Annotated in this window: 19 protein-coding genes; 5 read left to right on the top strand and 14 right to left on the bottom strand. The window is 70.1% G+C overall.

The window, feature by feature from the left end:
• Positions 1 to 34: 34 nt before the first annotated feature.
• Genes ABD235_RS09290 through ABD235_RS09280 form a run of 3 tightly spaced genes read left to right on the top strand, consistent with a single transcriptional unit; the run spans position 35 to position 2,594 of the window.
• Positions 35 to 1,072 (top strand): energy-coupling factor ABC transporter permease, encoded by a 1,038-nt coding sequence (locus ABD235_RS09290; RefSeq protein WP_344172036.1) that lies wholly within the window; start codon positions 35 to 37, stop codon positions 1,070 to 1,072.
• On the top strand, positions 1,069 to 1,827 hold the full coding sequence (gene cbiQ / locus ABD235_RS09285) for a cobalt ECF transporter T component CbiQ (RefSeq protein WP_344172034.1): 759 nt from the start codon (positions 1,069 to 1,071) through the stop codon (positions 1,825 to 1,827). The genes ABD235_RS09290 and cbiQ overlap by 4 nt, the downstream gene beginning before the upstream one ends.
• Positions 1,824 to 2,594, top strand: coding sequence for an energy-coupling factor ABC transporter ATP-binding protein (locus ABD235_RS09280; protein ID WP_344172032.1), 771 nt, complete (start codon positions 1,824 to 1,826; stop codon positions 2,592 to 2,594). Before cbiQ ends, ABD235_RS09280 begins: the two co-directional genes overlap by 4 nt.
• A gap of 2 nt (positions 2,595 to 2,596) precedes the next feature.
• Here ABD235_RS09280 and ABD235_RS09275 read toward each other — a convergent pair whose 3' ends face one another.
• Genes ABD235_RS09275 through ABD235_RS09260 form a run of 4 tightly spaced genes read right to left on the bottom strand, consistent with a single transcriptional unit; the run spans position 2,597 to position 6,898 of the window.
• Entirely contained in the window at positions 2,597 to 3,454 is an 858-nt protein-coding gene (locus tag ABD235_RS09275) for a MaoC/PaaZ C-terminal domain-containing protein (RefSeq protein WP_344172030.1), read from the bottom strand.
• Between the two features lies 1 nt (position 3,455).
• Entirely contained in the window at positions 3,456 to 4,802 is a 1,347-nt protein-coding gene (locus ABD235_RS09270) for a 3-oxoacyl-ACP reductase (protein ID WP_344172028.1), read from the bottom strand.
• Between the two features lie 12 nt (positions 4,803 to 4,814).
• A complete protein-coding gene (locus ABD235_RS09265; protein ID WP_344172026.1) occupies positions 4,815 to 6,092 on the bottom strand; it encodes an acetyl-CoA C-acetyltransferase in 1,278 nt (425 codons plus the stop codon).
• Positions 6,089 to 6,898 (bottom strand): TetR/AcrR family transcriptional regulator, encoded by an 810-nt coding sequence (locus ABD235_RS09260; RefSeq protein ID WP_344172024.1) that lies wholly within the window; start codon positions 6,896 to 6,898, stop codon positions 6,089 to 6,091. Before ABD235_RS09260 ends, ABD235_RS09265 begins: the two co-directional genes overlap by 4 nt.
• A gap of 181 nt (positions 6,899 to 7,079) precedes the next feature.
• On the opposite strand from ABD235_RS09260, the gene ABD235_RS09255 reads away from it, so the two are divergent.
• Positions 7,080 to 8,408, top strand: coding sequence for an acyl-CoA dehydrogenase family protein (locus tag ABD235_RS09255; protein WP_344172022.1), 1,329 nt, complete (start codon positions 7,080 to 7,082; stop codon positions 8,406 to 8,408).
• Positions 8,409 to 8,440: 32 nt separating this feature from the next.
• On the opposite strand, the gene ABD235_RS09250 is transcribed toward ABD235_RS09255, so the two are convergent.
• The 9 genes from ABD235_RS09250 to ABD235_RS09210 all read right to left on the bottom strand — a co-directional run bounded on the left by ABD235_RS09250 (position 8,441) and on the right by ABD235_RS09210 (position 21,632).
• Positions 8,441 to 9,292: an NAD-dependent epimerase/dehydratase family protein gene (locus ABD235_RS09250; protein ID WP_344172020.1), complete on the bottom strand. Its 852-nt coding sequence runs from the start codon at positions 9,290 to 9,292 to the stop codon at positions 8,441 to 8,443.
• A gap of 91 nt (positions 9,293 to 9,383) precedes the next feature.
• On the bottom strand, positions 9,384 to 9,779 hold the full coding sequence (locus ABD235_RS09245; protein ID WP_344172018.1) for a RidA family protein: 396 nt from the start codon (positions 9,777 to 9,779) through the stop codon (positions 9,384 to 9,386).
• 89 nt (positions 9,780 to 9,868) lie between these two features.
• Positions 9,869 to 12,601 carry an AAA family ATPase gene (locus ABD235_RS09240; protein WP_344172016.1) on the bottom strand — a complete coding sequence of 911 codons (2,733 nt, stop codon included), beginning with the start codon at positions 12,599 to 12,601 and terminating at the stop codon, positions 9,869 to 9,871.
• A 111-nt stretch (positions 12,602 to 12,712) separates the two neighbouring features.
• Entirely contained in the window at positions 12,713 to 14,008 is a 1,296-nt protein-coding gene (locus ABD235_RS09235; RefSeq protein WP_344172014.1) for an epoxide hydrolase family protein, read from the bottom strand.
• Positions 14,009 to 14,087: 79 nt separating this feature from the next.
• On the bottom strand, positions 14,088 to 15,290 hold the full coding sequence (locus ABD235_RS09230) for an epoxide hydrolase family protein (protein ID WP_344172012.1): 1,203 nt from the start codon (positions 15,288 to 15,290) through the stop codon (positions 14,088 to 14,090).
• Between the two features lie 198 nt (positions 15,291 to 15,488).
• Positions 15,489 to 16,955 carry a nitric oxide synthase oxygenase gene (locus ABD235_RS09225; protein WP_344172010.1) on the bottom strand — a complete coding sequence of 489 codons (1,467 nt, stop codon included), beginning with the start codon at positions 16,953 to 16,955 and terminating at the stop codon, positions 15,489 to 15,491.
• Between the two features lie 36 nt (positions 16,956 to 16,991).
• Complete coding sequence (locus ABD235_RS09220; RefSeq protein ID WP_344172008.1) at positions 16,992 to 17,510, bottom strand: DivIVA domain-containing protein; 519 nt, start codon at positions 17,508 to 17,510, stop codon at positions 16,992 to 16,994.
• Positions 17,458 to 18,759 (bottom strand): globin domain-containing protein, encoded by a 1,302-nt coding sequence (locus ABD235_RS09215; RefSeq protein ID WP_344172006.1) that lies wholly within the window; start codon positions 18,757 to 18,759, stop codon positions 17,458 to 17,460. The genes ABD235_RS09220 and ABD235_RS09215 overlap by 53 nt, the downstream gene beginning before the upstream one ends.
• Positions 18,760 to 19,244: 485 nt before the next feature.
• A complete protein-coding gene (locus ABD235_RS09210) occupies positions 19,245 to 21,632 on the bottom strand; it encodes a DEAD/DEAH box helicase (RefSeq protein ID WP_344172004.1) in 2,388 nt (795 codons plus the stop codon).
• Between the two features lie 442 nt (positions 21,633 to 22,074).
• Between ABD235_RS09210 and ABD235_RS09205 the strand changes: the two genes are divergently transcribed.
• A complete protein-coding gene (locus ABD235_RS09205) occupies positions 22,075 to 22,260 on the top strand; it encodes a hypothetical protein (RefSeq protein ID WP_344172002.1) in 186 nt (61 codons plus the stop codon).
• A gap of 60 nt (positions 22,261 to 22,320) precedes the next feature.
• On the opposite strand, the gene ABD235_RS09200 is transcribed toward ABD235_RS09205, so the two are convergent.
• Positions 22,321 to 22,872 carry a hypothetical protein gene (locus tag ABD235_RS09200; RefSeq protein WP_344172000.1) on the bottom strand — a complete coding sequence of 184 codons (552 nt, stop codon included), beginning with the start codon at positions 22,870 to 22,872 and terminating at the stop codon, positions 22,321 to 22,323.
• Positions 22,873 to 22,937: the final 65 nt, after the last annotated feature.

Here is a 22,937-nt window from a genome sequence, read left to right as displayed (position 1 = left end):
GCGATCCGGTCGCAACTGGATCAAGAATGGGGGCATGCATGTCCCCGACGGATTCTTCGACGCACCGACCTCGATCGCGACCGGACTGATCGCGGCCGGTGCCGTCGGCATCAGCCTGCACCGCGCCAACCGCGAGATCCGCGAGACCGGGCCGGCGCTGGCCGGTCTGACCGCGGCCTTCGTGTTCGCTGTCCAGATGGTGAACTTCCCGGTCGGCGCGGGGACGAGCGGTCACCTGCTCGGCGGCGCGCTCGCGGCGGCGCTGGTCGGGCCGTGGACGGCGATGCTGGTGATGTCGACGGTGCTGCTCGTGCAGGGACTGCTGTTCGCCGACGGCGGGCTGACCGCGCTCGGGACCAACATCACGCTGATGGGGCTGGTCACGGTCCTCGTCGGGTACTTCGTCACCCGCGCGCTGCTCCAGGTGCTGCCTCGCCGGGTCGGCAGCGTCGTACCGGCGACCACCGTCGGCGCGCTGGTGTCGGTGCCGGTCGCCGCGCTCTGCTTCACCGGCCTGTACGCCGTGGGCGGTGCGGTCGACATCCCGATCGCCAAGCTGGCGACCGCGATGGTCGGCTGGCACGTTCTCGTCGGGATCGGCGAGGCGGTGATCACCGGAGCCGTGCTGAGCGCTGTCGTCGCCACGCGACCGGATCTTGTCTACGCCGCGCGGCACCTGCAGGCCGATCTCGTGCTGGTGGACGCGGACGGCAACTCGTCGACGGTATCGCCGGACCGTCCGATCGCCGCGCGGCCGGCCGGGCGATCGCTGGGCGTCGGGGTCGCGGTGACGCTGGTCGTGGCCGGGGTGGTCAGCTTGTTCGCGAGTGCGCATCCGGACGGGCTGGAGTTCGTGGGGGCGAAGCTCGGGTTCGAGAGCGCGGCTCGGGATTCGGCGGTGGCGGGGAGTCCGCTGGCCGACTACGGCGTGAGCGGGATCGGGAACAGTCACGTGTCCGGCGCGCTGGCCGGCATCATCGGCGTACTGGTGACGATCGCCGTCGGGTTGCTGATCGCGAAGGTCGCGTCGCTGCGGTCCGCGCGCGCCAACGCCGACACGACCGTGTCGTGAGCGGAGACGGCCTGCTGGTGCCGACCGGGAGCCTGGTGCACCGGTTGCCGGCGCAGGTGAAGATCGTCGCGCTGCTGCTGTTCGTGCTGGCGGTGGTGTCGACGCCGGCGGGGGTGTTCTGGGCGTTCGGGCTGTACGGCGTACTGATCGTCGGCTGCGTCGCGCTGGCTCGGTTGCCTGCCGCAACGGTCTTGCGGCGGCTGGCGGTGGAGACGCCGTTCATCGTGTTCGCGCTGCTGCTGCCGTTCGTGGCGACCGGGCCGCAGGTCGACGTACTAGGGGTGTCACTGTCGTCGTCCGGGGTGCTCGGGGCGTGGAACGTACTGGCGAAGGGGACGCTCGGCGTCGTCGCCGCGATCGTGCTGTCGGCGTCGACCGGGCCGCGGGATCTGCTGGCCGGGCTCGAGCGGCTGCGGCTGCCGTCGACGTTGGTGGCGATCCTGTCGTTCATGGTTCGGTACCTGAGTGTGGTGTCGGACGATCTGCAGCGGATGCGGATCGCCCGGGAGTCGCGCGGGTACGCCGGTGGGCGGGCAGGGCATCTTCGCGCTGTGGCCGGGGGAGTGGGCGCGCTGTTCGTCCGCAGCTTCGAACGCGGGGAGCGCGTTCACCTGGCGATGCAGTCGCGTGGCTACACCGGGCGGCTGCCGTTGCTGTCGGTGGGCGGTGCCGATCGTGGGCAGTGGCTGACCGGCCTCACGGTGTCCCTGGCGGCGATCGCCGTCGCGGTGGCGGCTAGGGTGGTCGGCTTGTGAGCGGTCCTTCGATCCACGTCGAGCGTCTGGTGTTCGCCTACCCGGACGGCCGGCAGGCGCTGTTCGGCGTCGACTTCACCGTCGAACGCGGCGAGCGGGTCGCACTGCTCGGGCCGAACGGCGCCGGCAAGACAACGCTCGTCCTGCACCTGAACGGCATCCTCGGCTCGGTCGCGGGTGGCACCGGCAGCGGCCGCATCCAGATCGGCGGCAGCGACCTGCACCGCGAGCACTTGCCCGAGGTACGCCGGAAGGTCGGCCTCGTCTTCCAGGATCCTGACGACCAGCTTTTCATGCCGACGGTTCGCGACGACGTCGCCTTCGGCCCCGCCAACCTGGGCCTGCGCGGCGCCGACCTCGACGCCAGGGTCCACGAAGCCCTCGTCCAGGTAGGAATGCAGGACCACGCCGACGTGGCTCCGCACCACCTCTCGTACGGTCAACGCCGCCGAGTCGCCGTCGCCACGGTCCTGGCGATGCGCCCCGAGGTCCTGGTCCTCGACGAACCCTCCAGCAACCTGGACCCGGCCAGCCGCCGCGAGCTGGCCGACATCCTGTCGTCGCTGGATGTCACGCTGCTGATGATCACCCATGACCTCCCGTACGCCCTCCAGCTCTGCGAACGCAGCCTCCTGATGGACGCCGGCCGCATCGTCGCCGACGGCAAGACCCGAGACCTCCTCGCCGACCCGACGCTGATGTCGGCCCACCGCTTGGAACTCCCGTACGGCTTCGACCCGCTGTCGGTCCCGGGTCCGGAAAGCTGAGTTCAGCGTTCGGTGAGTTGGCCGATCAGGTGGGTCAGTTCGTGCTTCTCGTCGTACAGGGCGAAATCGGTCACCGAGCCTTCGCGCGTGTAGCCGAACTGCACCCGGGACGGCAGCAGCAACGGCTTGCGGAAGTCGACTCGGACCTCGAACGCGTCCGGCAGTCCGACTGCGCGCTCGATCGATGCCAGCGCGGCCGCCTTCGCCCACATCCCGTGCGCGATCTGTCGCGGGAAGCCGAAGGCCTGCGCCGACAGCTTGAACAGGTGGATCGGGTTGCGGTCGCCGGAGGCGGCGGCGTACCGGCGTCCGAGATTCCCGCGCAGGTCCCACCAGGCGACCCCGTCCACCTCAGGATCCGTCAGCAGCTCCGCGTGCGCGGACGCGTCACCCGAGGACCGGCTCAGCAGCGTCGTCGAGTCCGTCCACACCAGCTCACCGAAGACCCGCACCTCGCTCAGGACGTCGAACACGGTCCCCTTCGGGTGCGGCCGCTCCGGCCCGCTGTGCACGGTGATCGCCAGATCGGCGTGCAGCGGGATCGGCCGGTGCTGGGTGATCGTGTTCGACAGGTGCACGATCCCCATCGGCTTGTACGGGAACGACGGATCCGACATCAGGTCCAGATGCAGCGGAAACGCCAGCACGTGCGGGTAGGTCACCGGCAGCAGCGGCCCGGCCGCGAACCCGGTCACTTCCCGGTACGACGCCAGGTGGTCCTGATCGACCACCACCTCCGGCAGCTCGAGCGTCAGCCCGTCCACGTCGGGCTCGTACTCGGCCTTGCGCAGCGTGGCCTTCACGGTCCGCGCGTACAGCGACCCCAGGCCGGGCGAGTCGTCGTACCGGCGGGTCGGCACCTCAGGCTCCCAACATGCTCTGACCACACACCCGGACGACGTTCCCGGTCACGCCGGCCGACGCCGGGTCGGCGAACCAGGCGATCGTCTCCGCGACGTCCACCGGCTGCCCGCCCTGCTGCAACGAGTTGATCCGCCGGCCGACCTCGCGGATCGCGAACGGCACCCGCGCGGTCATCTCGGTCTCGATGAACCCGGGCGCGACCGCGTTGATCCGGATCTGCCGCTCGGCCAGCTTCGGCGCGTAGGCCTGGACGAGCCCGATCACGCCGGCCTTGGATGTCGCGTAGTTGGTCTGCCCGTTGTTCCCGGCGATGCCCGCGATCGAGGACACGCCGATCACCGAGCCGCCGTCGCGCAGCGCGCCGGACTCGAGCAGGTGCGCGGTGATCCGCTCGGGCGCGCGCAGGTTGACGTCGAGCACGGCCTCCCAGGTATCGGTGCGCATGTTCGCGAGGCGCTTGTCCCGGGTGATGCCGGCGTTGTGGACGACGATGTCGAGCCCGCCGTGGTGCTCCTGCGCGTGTGCCGCGATCCGTTGCGGCGCGTCGATCGCGGTCACGTCGAGCAGCAGCTCGCTGCCGCCGACCTTGGAGATCACCTTGCGCAGGTCGTTCGCGTTCTGCGGTACGTCGACGCCGATCACGGTCGCGCCGTCGCGGGCCAGGGTGTCAGCGATCGCGGCACCAATCCCTCGCGCGGCGCCGGTCACCAGCGCGACCTTGCCGGCGAGCGGCTGGCTTGGGTCGGTCGTGACCAGCGGCCCGGTGCCGATCCGGGCGACCTGACCGTCGACGTACGCCGACTTGGGCGACAGGAAGAACCGCAGCGTCGACTCGAGCTGGTCGTGCGCGTCGGGCGCGACGTACACGAGGTTGACCGTGGCGCCGCGCTTGACCTCCTTGCCGAGCGACCGCGTGAAGCCCTCGAGCGCGCGCTGCGCGATCTGCTGCTCGGGTGACGCGGCGAGCTCCGGCGTCCGGCCGACGACGATCACGCGGCCGGCCGCGCCGAGCTGGCGGATCAGCGGGGAGAAGAAGCGCTGCAGCGAGCTGAGCTCCGCCGTACTGGCCGCGCCGGTCGCGTCGAAGACCAGCGCCTTCGGCCGCAGCTCGCTCGACGCGACCCCTTCGGCCGCCGTACTGAAGCTGGCGCCGATGTCGCGGAGCAGCGCTTGAATGGCCTTGCCGGTGTCGGTCTCGCCGATCGAACCGAACACGACCGGCCCGTCGATCACCGGCGCGCCGTCACGCCAGCGGGGGAGCGGGGTCGGGTCGGGCAGGCCGAGGTTCTTCACCAGGGCCTGGCCGAGCGGCGTCCGCGTGAAGGTCTGGTAGCGATCCGTCATCTCTTCAGGCTCCTACTTCTCGAGGATGGCGACGACACCCTGGCCACCGGCGGCGCAGATCGAGATCAGCCCGCGGCCGCCGCCGTTCTCGTCCAGCTGCTTGGCCAGCGCGGCCACGATCCGCCCGCCGGTCGCGGCGAACGGGTGACCGGCGGCCAGCGAGCTGCCGTTGACGTTCAGCTTGGCGCGGTCGATCTCGCCGAGCGGTGCGTCCAGGCCGAGCCGTTCCTTGCAGAAGATCGGGTCCTCCCAGGCCTTCAGCGTCGCCAGCACCTGGGACGCGAACGCCTCGTGGATCTCGTAGTAGTCGAAGTCCTGCAGGGTCAGGCCCGCCCGCGCGAGCATCTTCGGTACGGCGTACGCCGGGGCCATCAGCAGGCCCTCGGCGCCCTTCACGTAGTCGACCGCGGCGGTCTGCGCGTGGGTCAGGTACGCGAGCGGGCGCAGGCCGTGCTCGGCGGCCCACTCGTCGGTCGACAGCAGCACCGTCGACGCGCCGTCGGTCAGCGGGGTCGAGTTGCCCGCGGTCATCGTCGCGGTCTCGCCCTTGCCGTACACGGTCTTGAGCTTGGCCAGCTTCTCCGGCGTCGTGTCGGGGCGCAGGTTCTGGTCCTTGTCCAGGCCCAGGTACGGCGTGATCAGGTCGTCGTGGAAACCACGGTCGTACGACGCGGCCAGGTTGATGTGCGAGCGGTACGCGAGCTCGTCCTGAGCCTCGCGGGTGACACCCCATTCGAGCGCGGTCAGCGCGGCGTGCTCGCCCATCGACTTGCGGGTGCGCGGCTCGGCGTTGCGCGGGATCTCCGGGACGATGTCCTTCGGGCGGACCCGGGCCAGCACCTTGAGCCGGTCCTGCGGGGTCTTGGCCCGGTTGAGATCGAGCAGGATCGTGCGCAGCTTGTCGTTGACCCCGATCGGCGCATCGGACGCGGTGTCGACACCGCCCGCGATCCCGGCGTCGATCTGGCCGAGGGCGATCTTGTTGCCGACCAGGATCGCCGCCTCGAGCCCGGTCCCGCAGGCCTGCTGCAGGTCGTACGCCGGGGTGGTGGCGGCGAGCTTCGAGCCGAGCACGACCTCGCGCACCATGTTCCAGTCGCGGGCGTGCTTGAGGACCGCGCCGGCGACCACCTCGCCGAGCTCCGCGCCGCCGAGGCCGGTCCGGTCGACCAGGCCGTTCAGCGCGGCGGTGAGCATGTCCGAGTTCGACGCGTGCCGGTAGTTCTTGTCCTGGCGGGCGAACGGGATCCGGTTGCCTGCGACAACGGCAACCTTGCGGGGTTCGGTCACGGGGATTCTCCTGTACTGCTGGAAGTGCGGCCGGCGGAAGCCGTGGAGGGCTTGGCGGAAGTCTTGGTGGTCTTGCTGGTGGTCTTGATGGTTTTGGTGGCCTTGCCGGTGGGGCCGAGGGCCTGGCGTCCGACTGCCGTGGCGAGCGTGGCGGTGATCGCCGTCTCGCGGACGGTCGCGATGTCGGCCTGGTGCACCACCGGGTGCCCCGGCTGCGCGGCGGACACGATCAGGCCCATCCGCGCCATGTGCAGCGAGCCGAGGGTCTGCGTGTACAGATGGTTGGCCAGGTAGTCGGTGTCGACCTCGTCGAACACGCCCGTGCGTTGGCCGGCCTTCAGGATGGTGGAGATGCGCTGCAGGGCGCTGCCCATCGCCGTACCGAGCTTCACCATCACCGGCTCGGTGATCTCGCCGAACAGTTCGTCGCCGGTCCGCCGCAGCAGGCTCATCGCGCAGTCCGCGAACGCCGGGTACTGCAGGCAGAAGTCGACGAACACCTCGCTGAGCGCCTTGAGCCGGTTCATCGGCGTACGGCGAACGCTGTCGACGGCCTCGAGCCGCGCGTCGAGCTCACCCAGGTAGTCGATCAGCGTGAGCGCGAAGAGCTCTTCCTTGCCGGCGAAGTGCCGGTAGATCAGCGCCTTGTTGATGCCGACGCGCTTGGCGATGTCGTCGATCTGCGCGTCGATCGAGCCGCGCTCGTCGAACAGCTCGCGGGTGCAGCGGATGATGTCCCGCTCCCGGTCACGACGACGCTCCGCCGTGGTCCGGCGGCGTCCGATCGCGAGCAACGCGGAGCTCATGTACCGATCTTAGTCGCAGGGGTGCCCCCTGGTGCAAACGACGGTTACACTCGTGGGTAACATCGGCTTCCGATGGTTCGGCGCGGCTTCGGCCGTACGCCGTACCGCCTGAACCGCTGTGCTGTTGCCGGTGCCCGGACCCCTGTCTCGCGCTTCCCCTGCGCGCTCCTCGGAGGACTCGATGACCATGACCGACCCCAAGCCGACTGTCTCCGCGGACGTGATGTCCCTGGCCGGCGAGCTCGGCGCCGAGCGGGCCAAGCCGGGCTGGAGCAGCTTCTCGCTGGCGATCAACGACGACCAGCGCGAGCTCCGCGACTGGGCGCACACCTTCGCCGCCGACGTGATCCGCCCCGCCGCGTCCGAGTGGGACGAGCGCGAGGAGACGCCGTGGCCAGTGATCCAGGAGGCCGCGAAGATCGGCCTGTACGGCCTCGAGGCGAGCATCAACCTCTTCATCGACCCGTCCGGCCTCCTGATGCCGCTGGTCCAGGAAGAACTGTTCTGGGGTGACGCCGGCATCGGCATGTCGCTGGTCGGCACCGGCCTCGCATCGTCCGCGATCTTCTCCAACGGCACCCCCGAGCAGTGGAGCCAGTGGCTCCCACGCTGCTACGGCACCCCCGACGACGTCCAGGTCGCCGCCTTCTGCTCCTCCGAACCCGGCGCCGGCTCGGACGTCTCCGCGATCCGCACCCGCGCGACGTACGACGAGAAGACGGATGAGTGGGTCATCAACGGCCAGAAGGCCTGGGCCACCAACGGCGGCATCGCCGACATCCACGTGGTCGTCGCCACGGTCGACCCTTCCTTGGGCACCAAGGGTCAGGCCGCTTTCGTCGTACCGAAGTCCGAGGTATCCGGCCTCGAGCAGGGCACGAAGCTGAAGAAGCACGGCCTCCGCGCCTCCCACACCGCCGACGTCTTCTTCGACAACGTCCGTATCCCCGCCGCGAACGTCCTGGGCGGCAAGGAAAAACTCGACGCCCGCCTCGCCAAGGCCCGCGAACCCCGCGACTCTTCAGGCCCGGCCCGCAACGCCTCCATGGCCACCTTCGAAATGACCCGCCACATCGTCGGCGCCCAGGCCATCGGCATCGCCCGCGCGGCCTACGAGTTCGCCCTCGACTACGCCAAGGGCCGCGAACAGTTCGGCCGCCCGATCATCGACAACCAGGGCATCGCCTTCAAACTCGCCGACATGGCCCTGGAAATCGACGCCGCAAGGTTGTTGGTCTGGCGAGCCGCCAACATGTCCTCAGCTCTGATGCGAGGCGAAACCCCCGACTACCGCCACGGCGAAGGCTCCATGGCCAAACTCAAAGCCGGCGAGGTCGCCGTCAAGGTCACCGAAGAAGCCATCCAAATCCTCGGCGGCAACGGCTACACCCGCGAGTACCCGGTAGAACGCATGCACCGAGACGCCAAGATCTACACCATCTTCGAGGGCACGTCGGAGATCCAGCGCCTCGTCATCTCCCGCGCAATCTCGGGCATGCGGATCCGCTGACGGTTGCGTAGGTCAGAAACGATGACGGTGCGCTAGCTGGTGCGCCAGGAGTGCTGCGGTTCGTAGCCGAGGAGGCGGCGGGCCTTGTCGATGGACAGGAGGGTTTCGTTGGGGCCGAACGGGCGCTTCACCGGTACCCCCGGGAAGACCTCGGCGAGCAGTTCCTCGTTGGGGCGGGACATGACGGTGTCCGCGTTGGCGACGATGAATACGTCGGTGCCGGTGACGTCGTACTCGAGTGCCTTGCGGACCGCCTGGGCGCCGTCGCGGGCGTCGATGTAGCCCCAGAGGTTCCACTTGCGGGCTTGTGCGTCGGTGTCGAACGAGGGGAAGCGGGCGTAGTCCTCCGGGTACATCACGTTCGAGAAGCGCAGCCCGATCAGCTTGAGGTCGGGGTGCCACCGGCACAGCTGCCGGGCCATCTCCTCTTCGAGCGTCTTCACCAGGGAGTAGGTGCTGCCCGGACGCGGCGGATAGTCCTCGTCGACCGGCACGTACGGCGGGAACTCGTCGAAGGGCAGGCCGAGCACGGTCTCGCTCGAGGCCCACACCAGGTTACGGACGCCGGCCCGCAACGCGGCCGAGAAGACGTTGTACGTCGCCGTGATGTTGTTCTGGAACGTCGCCGCGTTCGGGCGCAGACCCGGCGCGGGAATCGCGGCCAGGTGCACCACCGCGTCGACGCCGTCATGGCGGTCGTCGATGCCGGCGATCGCCTCGTACGTCTGACCGAAATCGGTGAGGTCGAGCCTCGTCGACCTGACGTCGGCCCGCGCCGGCGGAGCCTGGTCGAGGGCAATCACCTCCCAGCCGTGCTCGGCGAGGTGATCAACCACCGCGCGCCCCAACTTCCCGCTGCTTCCGGTCACCGCTACTCGTGCCACGCACCGATCCTCGCAGAACCAACCGGCCGTCGAGAAGGTGGTTCAGCGGTTGGACGCCGAGCGTAAAGGCAGGCTGCTCGCCGTTGCGGCTTCAACGAAAGGCCGGCGGAGTGACGAAGGCGGTCATGCGGATTGAGACCAGGAGGCCGGGGAGGTCGACGCCTAGTTTGGCGACGTAGCGGGTGGGTGGGTTGGTCGGGAACCAGCGGGCGTACTCGTCGTTCAGGGCGGTGAAGTCGGTGGGGTTGGTGAGGAGGATGCCGACCTCGACTACGTCGTCCAGGGTGGCTTCGCCGGCCTGGAGGATGGCCTGGCAGTTCGTTAGCGCCTGCCTGGTTTGGGCTTGGATCGTCTCGCCGGCGAGGGTGCCGGTGGTTGGGTCGATGCCGACGATGCCTGAGAGAAACAGTTGTGGTCCGGCCTTGACCCCCTGGCTGTAGAGCGGTGAACTCGGCGCGTTCGGAGTCGAGATGATGGTCCGTGGCATGGCTGGCCCCTCCTGGTCTCGTGCAGTTCGGGCAGCGTAGCGCCGCCGCGGCAGAGCACAGGCCCGCGAGTACGCCGGGATCGCGCGTACTACGTCGTCACGATGTTGTCGTCGGCGTGGGAGAGCACGTCGCGGAGTTGGCGGCGGGAGTCGATGGAGAGCTTGGTGAAGATCTTGCGGAGGTGCCATTCGACGGTGCGGGGGCTGATGAACAGGCGCTGGCCGACCTCGGGGTTCGACAGGCCGTCGCGGACCAGCAACGCGATCTGCCGCTCCTGTGCGGTCAGCACCTTGTCGGAGGTGATCTCGGCGGTCCGTTTGCGGACCGTTTCGCCGGTTGCCAGCAGCTCTCGGCGGGCGCGGTCGGCAAACGCCTCCATGCCGATCGCCACGAAGAGGTCGTACGCGGTCCGCAGTTGCCGGCGGGCCTCGACCCGTTGTCCTCGGCGGCGCAGCCATTCGCCGTACAAGAGATGGGCTCGTGCGTGGTCGGGACGCATCCGGGTCCTGCCCAGCCGCTCAATCGCTTCCTGGTAGAGAGCCTCGGCATCGTCGTCATGGGCGAGCAGGGCGCGGTTCCGCGCTTCCAGGCCGGCTGGGAAGTCGGCGTCGAACGGTTGGGTGGCCTCGATGAGCCGGTCCAGGGCGTCACGGGCGACCTGGACCTCACCGGTGCGACAGGCCGCCTCGATGAGCTCCGGTAACACCCACGCCGTGCCGACCGGCTCCCAGGTCTGCTCGGCCGCAAGTGCCGAGCTCATCGCCTCCGCGTAGCGGCCCAGCCCGTTGTAGAGCACCGAGCCGGCCCAGTGCGCGGTCGTCAGGGCGGCGCCGAAGCCGGTGGCCGCGGCCGTCTCCAGAGCGGCCGTGATCAGTTCGGTGGTCTCCCGTTCGCGGCCCTGCAGCGAGAGCAGGTGCAGGCTGTTGAACGGCGGAAGCGGATTGCCGGTTGCCGCTGCGACGAGCTCGCCCTCCGCGATCGCGGCCGCCGCCTGCTCGAACTCGCCGGCCCAGGTCAGCGCGTACGCAAGGCCGGTGAGGTTGTTCGGCAGCACCTGCAGGGCGCCGGCCTCCCTCACGAGGCGAACCTGCTGGGTGCAGACGGCCTGCAGCGCTTCGAGATCCCAGATGGCTCCGAACACGACCGTGGACTGCCATCCCCAGCGCACCACCGCGGAGGCCGGCAGGTCGCCGATCAACTTCGCGGCTTCGCGCAAGGTCCCCGCCGCGTCCGCCCAGCCCGCGGTCACCAGCAGCGCGACCCCGTCGAGAACGAGATCGAGCGCGCCCCGCTCGCCGCTTGCCGGCACGCTGTGCACGGCTCGGGCGACGGCCACGAAGCTCTCCCGGTCCGAGATGACGCTCGCCATGCCCCATGCGTTCAGCAACGTCTCCCGCGCCAGTTGCGGGTGCGTGTCGGCGAATCGGGTGGCGGCGTTCACCAACAGCGGGATCGCCGCGACGCCGGCGCCTGAGGCGAACGCCAGCTGACCTTCCAGTACGGCGGCGCGGCCGCTCTGGTGCGCGTCGAGTCCTCCGGGCAGCGCCCCCAGCAGGCGGCGTACGTCCTCGACCGCACCGGCGTCCAGGCTCGCCTCGGCGGCCGCCAGCATCCGATCAACGCGCCGTGCAGGGTCCCTGGTCAGCGCGACTGCCCGTTGCAGGAACGCGGCGGCGGCTGCCACTCCGCCGCGCGCCTGCGCGCGACCGGCGGAGCGCTCGAGCTCGACGGCGACGGTCTCGTCCGGGCCGGAGGCCGCGGCCGCAAGGTGCCAGGCGCGCTGATCCGAGGCCACTCGCGGGTCGGTGACCTCCGCCAGCGCCCGATGGACCGTACGGCGCTGCGCAGCCCCGGCTGCCCGGTAGACACCGGACCGCACCAGCGGGTGCCGGAACGTCACCCGCTCGCCGATCGTCATCAGCCCGTCGGTGCCGGCCGCCGCTGCCAGGTCGATGCCGAGCTGGCCGGCCGCGCGGAGCACGACATCCGTGTCGCCGGCCGGTTCGGCCGCGGCGACCAGCAACAGCAGACGGGCGGGTTCGGGCAGGTCCTGCATCCGGCCGACGAAGCTCTCCTCGATCCGGCCCGGCACCATGTCGGCGTTGAGCAGACCGAGGCCACCGGCCATCTGAGTGGGAGTCAGACCGCGGGGCAACTCGATCAGCGCGAGCGGGTTGCCGTTGGTCTCCGCCACGATCTGGTCGCGGATGCGCTGGTCGAGCCGGGCGTGGGTGAGCGAGTTCAGCAGGGTGTGCGCGTCGGCCTCGCGCAGGCCGGTGACCTCCAGCGTCGGCAGCCCGCGCAGTTCCGGACTGGGTTCCCGTGCGCCGAACAGCATGCCGATCGACTCGGCGAGCAGCCGGCGCGCGACAAACCCCAGGACCTGTGCCGACGCCTGGTCGAGCCACTGCGCGTCGTCGATCAGGCAGAGCAGCGGCTGCCCCTCGGAGGCGTCCGAGAGCAGGTCGAGCACGGCCAGCCCGACGAGGAAGGGGTCGGGTGGGGTGCCCGTTCGCAGGCGGAACACCGTCTCCAGGGCCTCGCGCCGCGGCCCGGGAACGACTGCCATCCGGTCGAGCAGCGGCAGGCAGAGCTGGTGCAGTGCGGCGAACGCCAGCTCCATCTCGGACTCGATTCCGCCCGCGCGCAGCACCCGGATCCCGGTGGCCGTCTGCTCGGCGTACCCCATCAGTGCGGACTTGCCGACGCCCGGAGCGCCCTGGACGACCAGGACCCGGCTCTCGCCGTCGCGCACCGCCGCGACCATGCTGTCGAGAGCGGCCCGCTCGGTTTCCCGGTCGACCAGCGGCTGCTGCTGCATCTGAGCTCCCCTTCGCCGTACCAACGATGTGAATCATCGCTGGAGGGCCCTTGCCCGGCCAGCCCGGGGTGTCGTGCAGACCTGGGACGGGCCCTGTCGCAGGGGGGTTCGTCAGCGAAGTGATCGGAAGGCGGCACGAACTTCCCGAGTGAAGGACTCCGGCTCCTCCCAGGCGGCGAAGTGTCCGCCCCGCGCGGGCTGGTTGTAGTAGCTGAGGGTCGGATAGCTGGTCTCGGCCCAGCTGCGCGGCGCCTGGAAGATCTCACCCGGGAAGGCGCTGAACGCGACCGGGACAGACACTGGCGGAAGGGTCTGGCCCGACGCGGCGGTCTGTGTTCTTTCCCAGTAGATGCGGGCGGCGGACTCGCCGGTGCCGGTCAGCCAGTAGAGCGAGACGTTGTCGAGGATGTGCTCGCGGGTGAGGTTGCCCGACGGTCGGCCCCCGAGGAAGGCGCGGGAGATCTTGAGGTAGCTGTCGGTGTCGTGGTCGAGCATCCAGCCCGCCAGGGCGACCGGGGAGTCCAGCAGCGCGTAGCCGATCGTTTGTGGCCGCGTCGACTGCTCGACGATGTATCCCCGGCCGCTCGTCGAAAAGACCTGGAGTGCGGCGGCCGCGGCCTTTTCCTCGTCGGTGTTCTTCGGCAGCTTGTCGGTGCCGGCCAACGCCGGGACCAGCAGGTTCAGGTGGATGCCGAGGAGTCCCGCCGGTGCCAGGCGGCCGAGGTTGTCCGTGACGGCGGCACCGACGTCGCCGCCCTGGGCGACGTAACGGGTGTAGCCGAGGCGCCGCATGAGTTCCGCCCAGGCGCGCGCCGTCCGGGTGCTGTCCCAGCCGAGCTCGGTCGGTTTGCCGGAGAAGCCGTAGCCGGGGATCGACGGCAGCACGAGGTGGAAGGCGTCCGCCGCGGCGCCGCCGTACGCGGTCGGGTTCGTGAGGGGACCGACGGTCTCGAGCAGCTCGACGATCGAGCCGGGCCAGCCGTGGGTCATGACCAACGGCAGTGCGTTGCGGTGCCGCGAGCGGACGTGGATGAAGTGCACGTCGACGCCGTCGATCTGCGTCGTGAACTGGGGTAGCGCGTTGAGTTTCGCCTCGAACCGCCGCCAGTCGTAACGGCTCGCCCAGTACCGCGCGAGGGCCTGAGCGGTGGCCAGCTGTACGCCTTGCGAGCGGTCGGCGACGAGCTCTCGGGACGGCCAGCGGGTCGCGGCGATGCGGCGGCGCAGGTCGGCCACCTGATCGCGTCCGATCGCGACCCGGAACGGGCGAATTCCGGTCGGGCCGGTGGACGGGGCCGCGCTCGCCGGGGCCTGGCCGAGCGCGGCGGACGCGGCGACGGTCAGGCCGGCCGCGAGGCCGCCCTGCAGCACGTGCCGTCGAGTGGGTTGGGACGCGGACGAAGTCATGGTTCTCCACCTCAGGGATTCGAAGATTTGGACGTACTGGCGGTGATTGGAGCCGCTGCGCGACGCTCGCGGCCCGCGGCTAGCGCAGTGGACGGAACGCGGCTCGCACCTGCGCCGCGAACAGTTCCGGCTCTTCCCAGGCCGCGAAGTGGCCGCCGCGCGCCGCGACCCCGAAGTAGTTGAGCGTGGGGTAGGCCTTCTCGGCCCAGCTGCGGGGTGTCCGCCAGATCTCGCCGGGGAACGTGCTGAACCCGACCGGAACCCGTGGGTCCGGAAGCGGTGGGCGCCCGGCGGCCGGCGCGTCCGGCCCGTACGCTTCCCAGTACGACCGGGCCGTCGACGCTCCGGTACCGGTCAGCCAGTACGCCGTGACGTTGTCGAGGATGTGGTCCCGGGTGAGGTTGCCCGAGGGCTTGCCGTCGACGAAGGCGCCGGCGATCTTGTAGTAGGCGTCGGTGTCGTGGTCGATCATCCAGGCGGCGAGGGCGGCCGGTGAGTCCAGCAGCGCGTACCCGATCGTCTCCGGCCGCGTGGCCATCTCCACGAAGTACCCGTTCCCGCTGGTCTGGAAGACCTTGATGGCGGCCAGCGCCGCGCGTTCCTCCTCGGTGTCGTCCGGCAGCGAGGTGGGGTCGTTGAGCGCCGGCACCAGCAGGTTGGTGTGGATGCCGACCAGCCCCTGCGGGCCCAGCCGTCCGATCGCGTCGGTGACGCCGGCGCCGACGTCACCGCCCTGCGCCACGTAGCGGTCGTAGCCGAGCCGGTCCATCAGCTCCGCCCAGGCACGGGCGGTGCGGACCAGGTCCCATCCGACCTCGGCCGGCTCGGCCGAGAAGCCGTAGCCGGGCAGCGACGGCAGCACGAGATGGAACGCGTCCGCCGGGGTGCCGCCGTACGCCGTCGGGTCGGTCAGGGGGCCGACGGAGTCGATCATCTCGATGATCGATCCCGGCCAGCCGTGCGTCATGACCAGCGGCAGCGCGTCCGGGTGCTTGGACCTGACGTGGACGAAGTGGATGTCCACGCCGTCGATCTCGGTGGTGAACTGGGGCAGCGCGTTCAGGCGGGACTGCACGCGCCGTAGGTCGTAGTCCCTCGTCCAGTACTTGCCCAGCGCCCGCATCGTGGCGAGCTGCACCCCCTGCGAGCGATCGCCGACGAGCTCCCGGCTCGGCCAGCGCGTCGCCCTCAGACGGCGGCGCAGATCGGCAAGCGCCGCGTCGCGGAAACGGACGGTGAACGGTCTGATCGCACGGCCCACTTGCTGTTCGAGCGTGGTCATGTCACGCACTGCCTCTCACTCGGAATCCGGCACAAGACGTCCCGGTCCGGGCGACAGAGGTAGATCCTCACCAACGACCTAACACCAAAACCCGGCTCCTGGACGGGTACCAGCCTGGCGGCGGCGCGTGCGGAACCGCGCCCGTGAAAGACCCTGGTGGACACGCTGGGGTTCGTCCCCCCGCACCCCGGTGACGTCCTAGAGGCGGAAGGCCGGGGGGCTGCCGTGGAGGCCTCGGGAGGTGGTTTCGGGGTCGGTGAAGAAGTTGGGGACCTGGTCCGCGGCGTCGTACAGGCGGTGGAAGACGGGGGTTTGGGAGCCGGACATGGGCGGGACGATCCAGGTCCAGTCGGCGGGGCAGCGGCGGCCGGCTCGTTCTTCTCGTTCCAGGTGGACGAGGAAGCGGCGGGACTCGGTGTGGTGGTCGGTGATGCTGACGCCTTTGGACTTGAAGGAGTGGAGGACGGCGCGGTTCAGCTCGACCAAGGCTCGGTCTCGCCAGAGGGTGGACTCGTCGGCGGTGTTGAGGCCTAGGCGTTGGGCTACTTCGGGGACCAGGGCGTAGCGGTCGTCGTCGCCCAGGTTGCGGGCGCCGATCTCGGTGCCCATGTACCAGCCGTTGAAGGGCGCGGCGGGGTAGGAGATGCCGCCGATGTCGAGGCGGTTGTTGCTGATGACCGGTACGGCGTGCCAGCGCAGGTTCAGGTCGGCGAACCAGGGGAGCTCGGGGTGTTCGAGGGGGACCTCGTGGATCGAGTGGGTGGGGAGCTGGAACATTTGGGGGCCTTCGTCAACGGTTTCCACGACGAGGGGGAGTACGTCGAAGGCTCCGGGGACTGCCGGCGGTTGCCAGCCGCGGCGGACCAGTTCGGCGGTGAAGGGACGGTAGCGGGGGTCGCCGAGGACACGGCCGTCGGGTTGGTCGTAGCCGGCGTACCGGATGAGTTGTTCGTTCCAGATCCGTGGGGCGGGCTTTCCCGGAGTCTCGGGGGCGAAGATGCTGATCATCGGGCGGATCTTGCCGCCGTTGTGGGCGGCGCGGAGATGGTCGAAGCAGTGGGCGGCGACGGAGGCGGCGTCGCCGACGGTGCGCAGGTCACGGACCTGGAGGCTGCGCCAGTACAAGCGGCCGATGCAGCGGGCGTTGTTGCGCCAGGCGACGCGCGCGCCGAAGGCCAGCTCCTCGGGGGTGTGCCAGTAGGTGCCGGTGAGGTCGATCTCGCGCATCACCGCGGCGATGCGCGGGCCGATCCGGTCGGCTCGAGGGTTCTCGGAGGCGAAGAGTTCGAGGAACTCCTCGGCCGCGGCACGCACCGCGTCGGTGTCCGGGAAGTGCGGAGCGGGGGCGGACGCCGACTCAGCAGCCGCACCATGGACCGGACACTGAGGTGAAGCAGGAGGTGAAGCCGAGTCGGCATCCGGCCGGCGTACGGGATGACTCGGCGGCCTGGCCTGAACCCTGCCGGGCCCCGGCGAAGCCCGGCGGCCACCGCGCGGCGCCTTGCGCCACGGACGGTCGCCGATCGTGAGGAGCTGTTCACCGCCGACGAGCTGAGGCATGCACATCAGGACGGCGATGAACAGCAGCACCAAGCTCAGTACGACGGTGGCGAAGAAGTTGGTCCCACCCAGGAAAGCGGTGAGACCGATCAGAAGGAGAACCACAAAGGGGCGGTGCTGTGCGGGTCTCACGGCCCGGTCCTAGCCTGGAGTCCCCGGACCGCGCCCGTTGCGAAAACGGGTGTGCGGGTCCGTGTCGTCGAAGAACGAACCGGGGGTCGGCTCGACCGGCGGGGGCGGGGTCGCCCCGGCGCCGAGGTGCTCGACCTCGGTGGCGAACGAGCTCACGATCGACTGCATCTGCGCCTGGGCGGTCTGGGCGTACGAGCGCACCTGCTGCCCGGCCGTGTCCATGGCCTCCGCGACGATCCGGCGCTCGTGCTCGCGCGCCTGGCCGATGCGCTCGCGCGCGTCCCGGCTGACGTCGTTCACCATGTCCTCGACCACGAGCTGGGCCTGGCTGAACATCTGCACGACCTGCTCGTTGACGCGGTTGCCGGCTTCCTCGTACTTGTCGAGCTCGACCTGCACACGCTGCAGGTCGGCCTGGAGACGCTCGTTCTGGGACCGGCTCGCGGTGAGCTCGCGTTCCAGGGCCTGCATCTGGTCAGCGAGTCGATCGAGGTACGCGTAGACCGCGCCCGCGTCGAGGCCAAGCATCCGCTTCGGGAAGGTTTCGTCCCGGATCGACCGAGGCGTCTGATGTGGGGAGCCGTGACGGTGTTTGCTGGTCCTCACTGGGTGTCTCCTGCCGTGGTAGCGGTGGCCCGACGGTGTGGTCGTCCGCGGCCGCGTAGTAGAAGTGCTCGTACTTGATGTGCTCGGGCTGCATGCCGGCGGCGGCCAGCCGCTCGAGCGTGTGCGCGACCATCTGCGGGCCGCCGCACACCATCGCCGTCCGCCCGTGCAGCAGCTGGCGGGCAGCGACCGTGCCGACCTTCCCGCGCGTGCCCGGGTACGACGGGTCGTCGGACACGACTTCGGTGTACTCGAACCACGACCGCGTCTCGGCGAGCTGCCGCAGCCGCGGCCGGTCGTAGAGGTGCCAAGGCATCCGTACGCCGTGCAGCAGGTGGACCAGCGGCCCGTTGCCCGAGCGGTGCCACTCGCCGTCGATCTGCTCGAGGACGGCCAGCAGGGGAGCGAGCCCGGTCCCGCCCGCGACCAGCAGCAGCTCCCGCGCCCCGGTGTCGCGCAGCGTCAGCCGCTCACCGACGGGCGCACCCAGCTTCACGGCGTCGCCGGCCTTCAGGGACCGTACGACGGTCGGGCTCACCTGACCGCCGTCGATCTGCTGGACGTGCAGATCGATCGAGCCGTCCGCGCGCGGGGCGTTGGCCGGGCTGAAGTACCGCCACTGGCGCGGGCGTTGCGGAATCTCCATCGAGACCGACTGGCCCGGACGGTACTGGTAGGGGCGCCGGGGCCGGACCGTCAGCAGGGTGAGATCCATGGTCCGCCGTTCGGCCGAGATCACGTCGGCGTCCCACCAGTCCGGGGTGGACTCCGACGCCGACTCCGCCGACTCGACCATGATCCGGGCGACCACCTGGTACGCCGCCGTCCAGTGCGCGGCGAGGTCCTCGTCCCAGTCCGGCCCGAGGAAGTGCGCCAGCGTGGCACACAGCGAGGCGCCGACCGCGTTGTAGTGCTCCGCGAGGACGGCGTACTTGCGGTGGTCGCGGCCCAGGTGCTGGAGGAAGGCCTCGTCCTGCTCGAGCTGGTCGGCGTGGCTGACGATCCGGCCCAGCGCGCCGACGAACTTGTCGCGCTGGTTCGCCATCGACAGCGGGAACATCGACCGCACCTCGGGGTACGACACGAACAGGTGCGAGTAGAAGTACAACGGGACCTGTTCGCCGTGCTCGGTGACCTGGTCCCAACTGCGTTGCAGAGCCTGTGCATCCATCGGAATCGCTATCTGTCTCGATTCGGGAGTTCTTCGAGAAAAGCGAACGTTTCGCTCCTGGGACGCACGTGCTCCCGGTTGCCGGCGGCGCGTGCCGGCAGGGCTTGCGTTGACAAGGGTTCCCTCCCAATTCCAGTTCCCGAGTCCATCGACTTTCCCGATCTACCCCCGGTCCGGCGGGCTAAACCGCTGACAGGACTCAAAAGTCTCGAAATCCTGGAATCGCTCAGGTCCTTGATATTTGGACGGTTTCCTGCACTCCGGGCGCGGCACAAAAGGGGCCAGGGGCAACGAAATGCGTTCGCGCAGGTCAGACGCCGATTTACCGCTGTGTATACACGGTGGAGCACAAGTGGTCTACACCGGCAATGCATTACCGGTCTGTCCCGGAATGGCCACAAATAGCACCGCCGACGACCGGAACAATACCTGTGGTCGTCGGCGGCTGCAGCCATTGACGCGAGGTCAGTGGCTTTGGTAAAGGGCTACGCGGATTCCAGTGCGTTGGTCAGCAGGGTGGCCAGGGCCTCGACCTGGATGTCGGTGGTGGCGAGCTCGTCGGCGTCGGCGCCGTCCAGGGCGACCGCGGCCAGGCCGGCCTTCGAGTCGATCAGGTCCGCGATGCGGGTGTCGATGGTCTGGGCCGCGATGACGCGCCAGGCCGTGACCGGCTCCTGCTGGCCGATCCGGTGGACGCGGTCGATCGCCTGGGTCTGCTCGGCGTTGGTCCAGGACAGCTCGGCCAGGACGACGTTCGACGCGACCTGGAGGTTCAGGCCGACGCCGGCGGTCAGCAGCGAGCAGACGACGATCGCGACCTCGGGATCGTTGACGAACGCGTCGATGTTCTTCTGCCGGGCAGTGGGGGACTGGTCGCCGCGGATCGAGGCGTACTTGATGCCCCGGTCGGCGAACAGCTCCTCGGCGGTGTCCATCGCCTCGATGTGGCGGGCGAAGTACACGACCTTGCCGACGTTGTGCGCCAGCTGGGCGGCGTAGTCGGCGGCCAGGCCGGCCTTCGCCTTGCCGATCCGCCGGACCAGCGTGAACACGTTCTCGCCGGTCTTCGCCGTCGCCATCTCGGTGCGTTCCCACTCGGCGACCTGGTGGACCAGCGCGTGGTCGATGCCGTCGACAACGACACCGGAGCTCCGGGTCTCCAGGGCAAGCCGGTACCGCGCGACGAGCCGCTCGGCCAGCTCGCGCTCGGCCTCGCGGATCGAACGCCCGACCGAACCGTCCAGTTCGACCGGCAGGTTGGCGATCCGGCGCGCGGGGATGTCGGCCGCGACGTCGACCTTGCGACGGCGAACGATGCCCATGTCGATCACGCTGGACCGGGCCGCCGGGTAGAAGGCGGGGTCCGCCGGCGTCAGGTCGGTCTCCTCGAGCTTCTCCATCAGTACGGCGCCAGGAGAGCGATCGTCGATCCAGCCCAGGTACTGCCAGATCGCGGTGAAGTCCTCGATGTCGTTGATCAGCGGCGTACCGGTCAGGGCCATCAGCAACGGCCGCGCCGTCCGGGAGCGGATCCGCTCGGACAGGTGCAGCACGTTGCGGGAGCGGTGCGACTTCTTGTTCTTGATGAAGTGCGCCTCGTCGACGACCATGCCGCGGAAGCCGAAGTCGACCAGCCAGCCGACGTGCCGATCGAGGACCTCGTAGTTCACCACGACGATGTCGGCGAAGCCGTCGATCGAGTCGCCGTCGCCCTGGATCACGGTCGCCTTGCGCTTCGGCGTCCACAGGTCGGCCTCGCGGGCCCAGTTGGTCTTGACGACGTTCGGTACGACGACGAGCAGCGGGTACGCGTTGGCCGCCTGAGCGGCGAGCAGCGCCTGCGCGGTCTTGCCCAGACCGGGCTCGTCCGCGAGCAGGAAGGTCCGGTGCCCGTTGGCGGCGGCGGCGATCAGCTGCGCCTGGTGCGGCATCAGCTCGCGGCCACGCGCCGCCTGGAGCGACGCCGGGTCGGGCAGCGACATGCTGGCCGAGGCGCCGGCCTGCTCGAAGGACCGCAGCAGCGGACCGATCAGCTCCCAGCCCGCCAGGCGGCGCGGCTTGGCCTCCTTCTGCGGCGCGGCCGAGAAGTCGGGGGCGAGGAACGGGTTCGCGAGCTGGCGTGAGACGACCGACTGCGGCACGACCTGACGCGGCGGCGGGGCGGCCTCGGTGGGCTGCTCGACCGGCTTCGGCTTTTCCGCAGGCGCTTCGAGGCCGGCGGCGAGCAGCATCTCGCGCTGCAGCACGACGGCCGCCTCGGACATCACCGCGTCCTCGGCGAGCAGTGCGAGCAGCGAGGGCTCGCGCGCGGCGGTCTTGGCCAGGATCGTCGCGACCCCGTCGAGCCGGCGCAGCTGCTCGGCGCGGTAGGCGTCGGTGGCCGTGGCGTCGCTGTTGACCTGCGCCCGCTCCTGGCGGACCAGCAGGCCGATGACCTGGAACTTCGTCCGGATCGACGGCGCGATCGCGCCGCGCTCGACGGCGGCTTCGACCTCCCGTACGGCGCGCGCGAGGACCGGGATCAGTCCGTCGGCGTCGTCGGTACGGCGCTTGCGCCGCGACCCGCCGCGCGGCGTACCGCCGGATCCGCCGCGCGAGGCGCCGCCCGATCCGCCGCGTCCGGCGCCGCCGGACCCGCCACGGGCCGAACCGCCCCGCGATCCGCCGGCTGACCCGCCGCGCGCGGTGCCGCCGGATCCCGCTCGGCCACCCGATCCGCCGCGGGAGGCGCTGTTCGACACGCCGGTCCCTTCGCGCGCGGGTGCGGCCGAGCCGCCCCGGGACGAACCGCTCGTCGAACCACCACGCGACGCGCCGGACGAACCGCCGCGCTGCGCGTCGGTTCCGGTCTGGCGACGACCTCGGTTGGCCAAGAATCCTCCTCAGAGCCACCACGGCACGGTGCCGCGGCACAAGAGCACCGCCGTACGCCGTCGACGGCCCGGTGAACCGGCGTGCGAGCACGGTTCAACGACTCGTCGAGCGGCCGAGTGACCCTCCGGCGGAACTGGCTGTCGTGCGGGACGACGGGTAGACGGCCGTGAGTTCCAGCCCCGGGCGAAGTGGTCGCGGCGGGATCAGCGGTGCGGGGGCGTCAAGCCCACGCGCTCAATAGTAGTTCCCCGCCCCCGGTGTGTGTCACCGGTATAGGGAGGTTATCTGCCGAGCCGGTCATCGGACCCGATCCGGCGCTCTGTCCACAGGCGCCGCAAGGCTCGATGCACAATCTGTGGATGGTTGTGGACAACCTGTAACGGGGAGCGGGCGGTGGCTGCAACATCGGGTTCGGCACGTGGGGCGGGGTACCGGAGCGGCATGACTCAGCACAGTGACGACGACCAGTACGACCAGGACGCCGAGCCGACGATGACCGCGCCGGGCGAAGGGCGGCCGGACGGCACCGAGGCCTCCCGGCCGAGCAGCGGCGGGAAGGTCGAGCCGGGCGAGGACGATGCTCAGGGCACGCGTCGTAAGGAGGGGTACTTCGAGCAGCCCGAGTGAGTGCGGCTGCGGCATCCGTCGGGACCCTGCGCCCGACGGATGCCGCAGGTTCGGGGGTGATCAGCCGCAGATACTGGTCTTCATGACGTCGGCGGGGCTGTTCCAGTTGGCGCAGCCGGTGCCGGAGTGGCCGTACCAGTCGTGGCCGAACTCGTGGGCCGCGAGCAGGGCGACGTCGCCGACGGCGCTGGCGACGAGGGTGATGCGCTGGCCGGCGCCGTAGTTGCAGCCGATGACCGTGCCGGCGCCGCAGTCGGTGATGTAGCCGTCTTGACAGGAGACCGGGGTGCCGCCGCCTTCGGTCAGGCCGTTCCAGGCGGCTGCGCCCTGACGGATCGCGCCGGCGTACTGGGAGCAGGAGGCGGTGATCGTGTACGAGCGGGCGCTCGGGACGTCCCATCCGAGGATCTTGGCCGGCGCCGGCGCCGCCTTGCCGGGGACCAGTTGGACGCCGTGGGCGTCGGTGCCGTGCTCGTCGTCGGCGGCCGCGGTCATGGTGTGAGTGGTGGGTGCGGCCTCGGGCAGGTCGTACGCCGAAGCCGCGGGAACTGAGCCGAGCACGGTGGCCGCCACTGCCGCGAACAGCACCGTCACGCGCTGGAGATTCCTCATGGGTGTTTCCTTCCGGTCCTCACTTGCACGGAATTCGCCCATGAGCACACCGGGAGCGGAGCGGG

Origin of the sequence: Kribbella lupini (assembly GCF_039529595.1) — a bacterium.
Classification (GTDB): Bacteria; Actinomycetota; Actinomycetes; order Propionibacteriales; family Kribbellaceae; genus Kribbella; species Kribbella lupini.
This window is presented reverse-complemented; position numbering and strand designations above follow the sequence as displayed.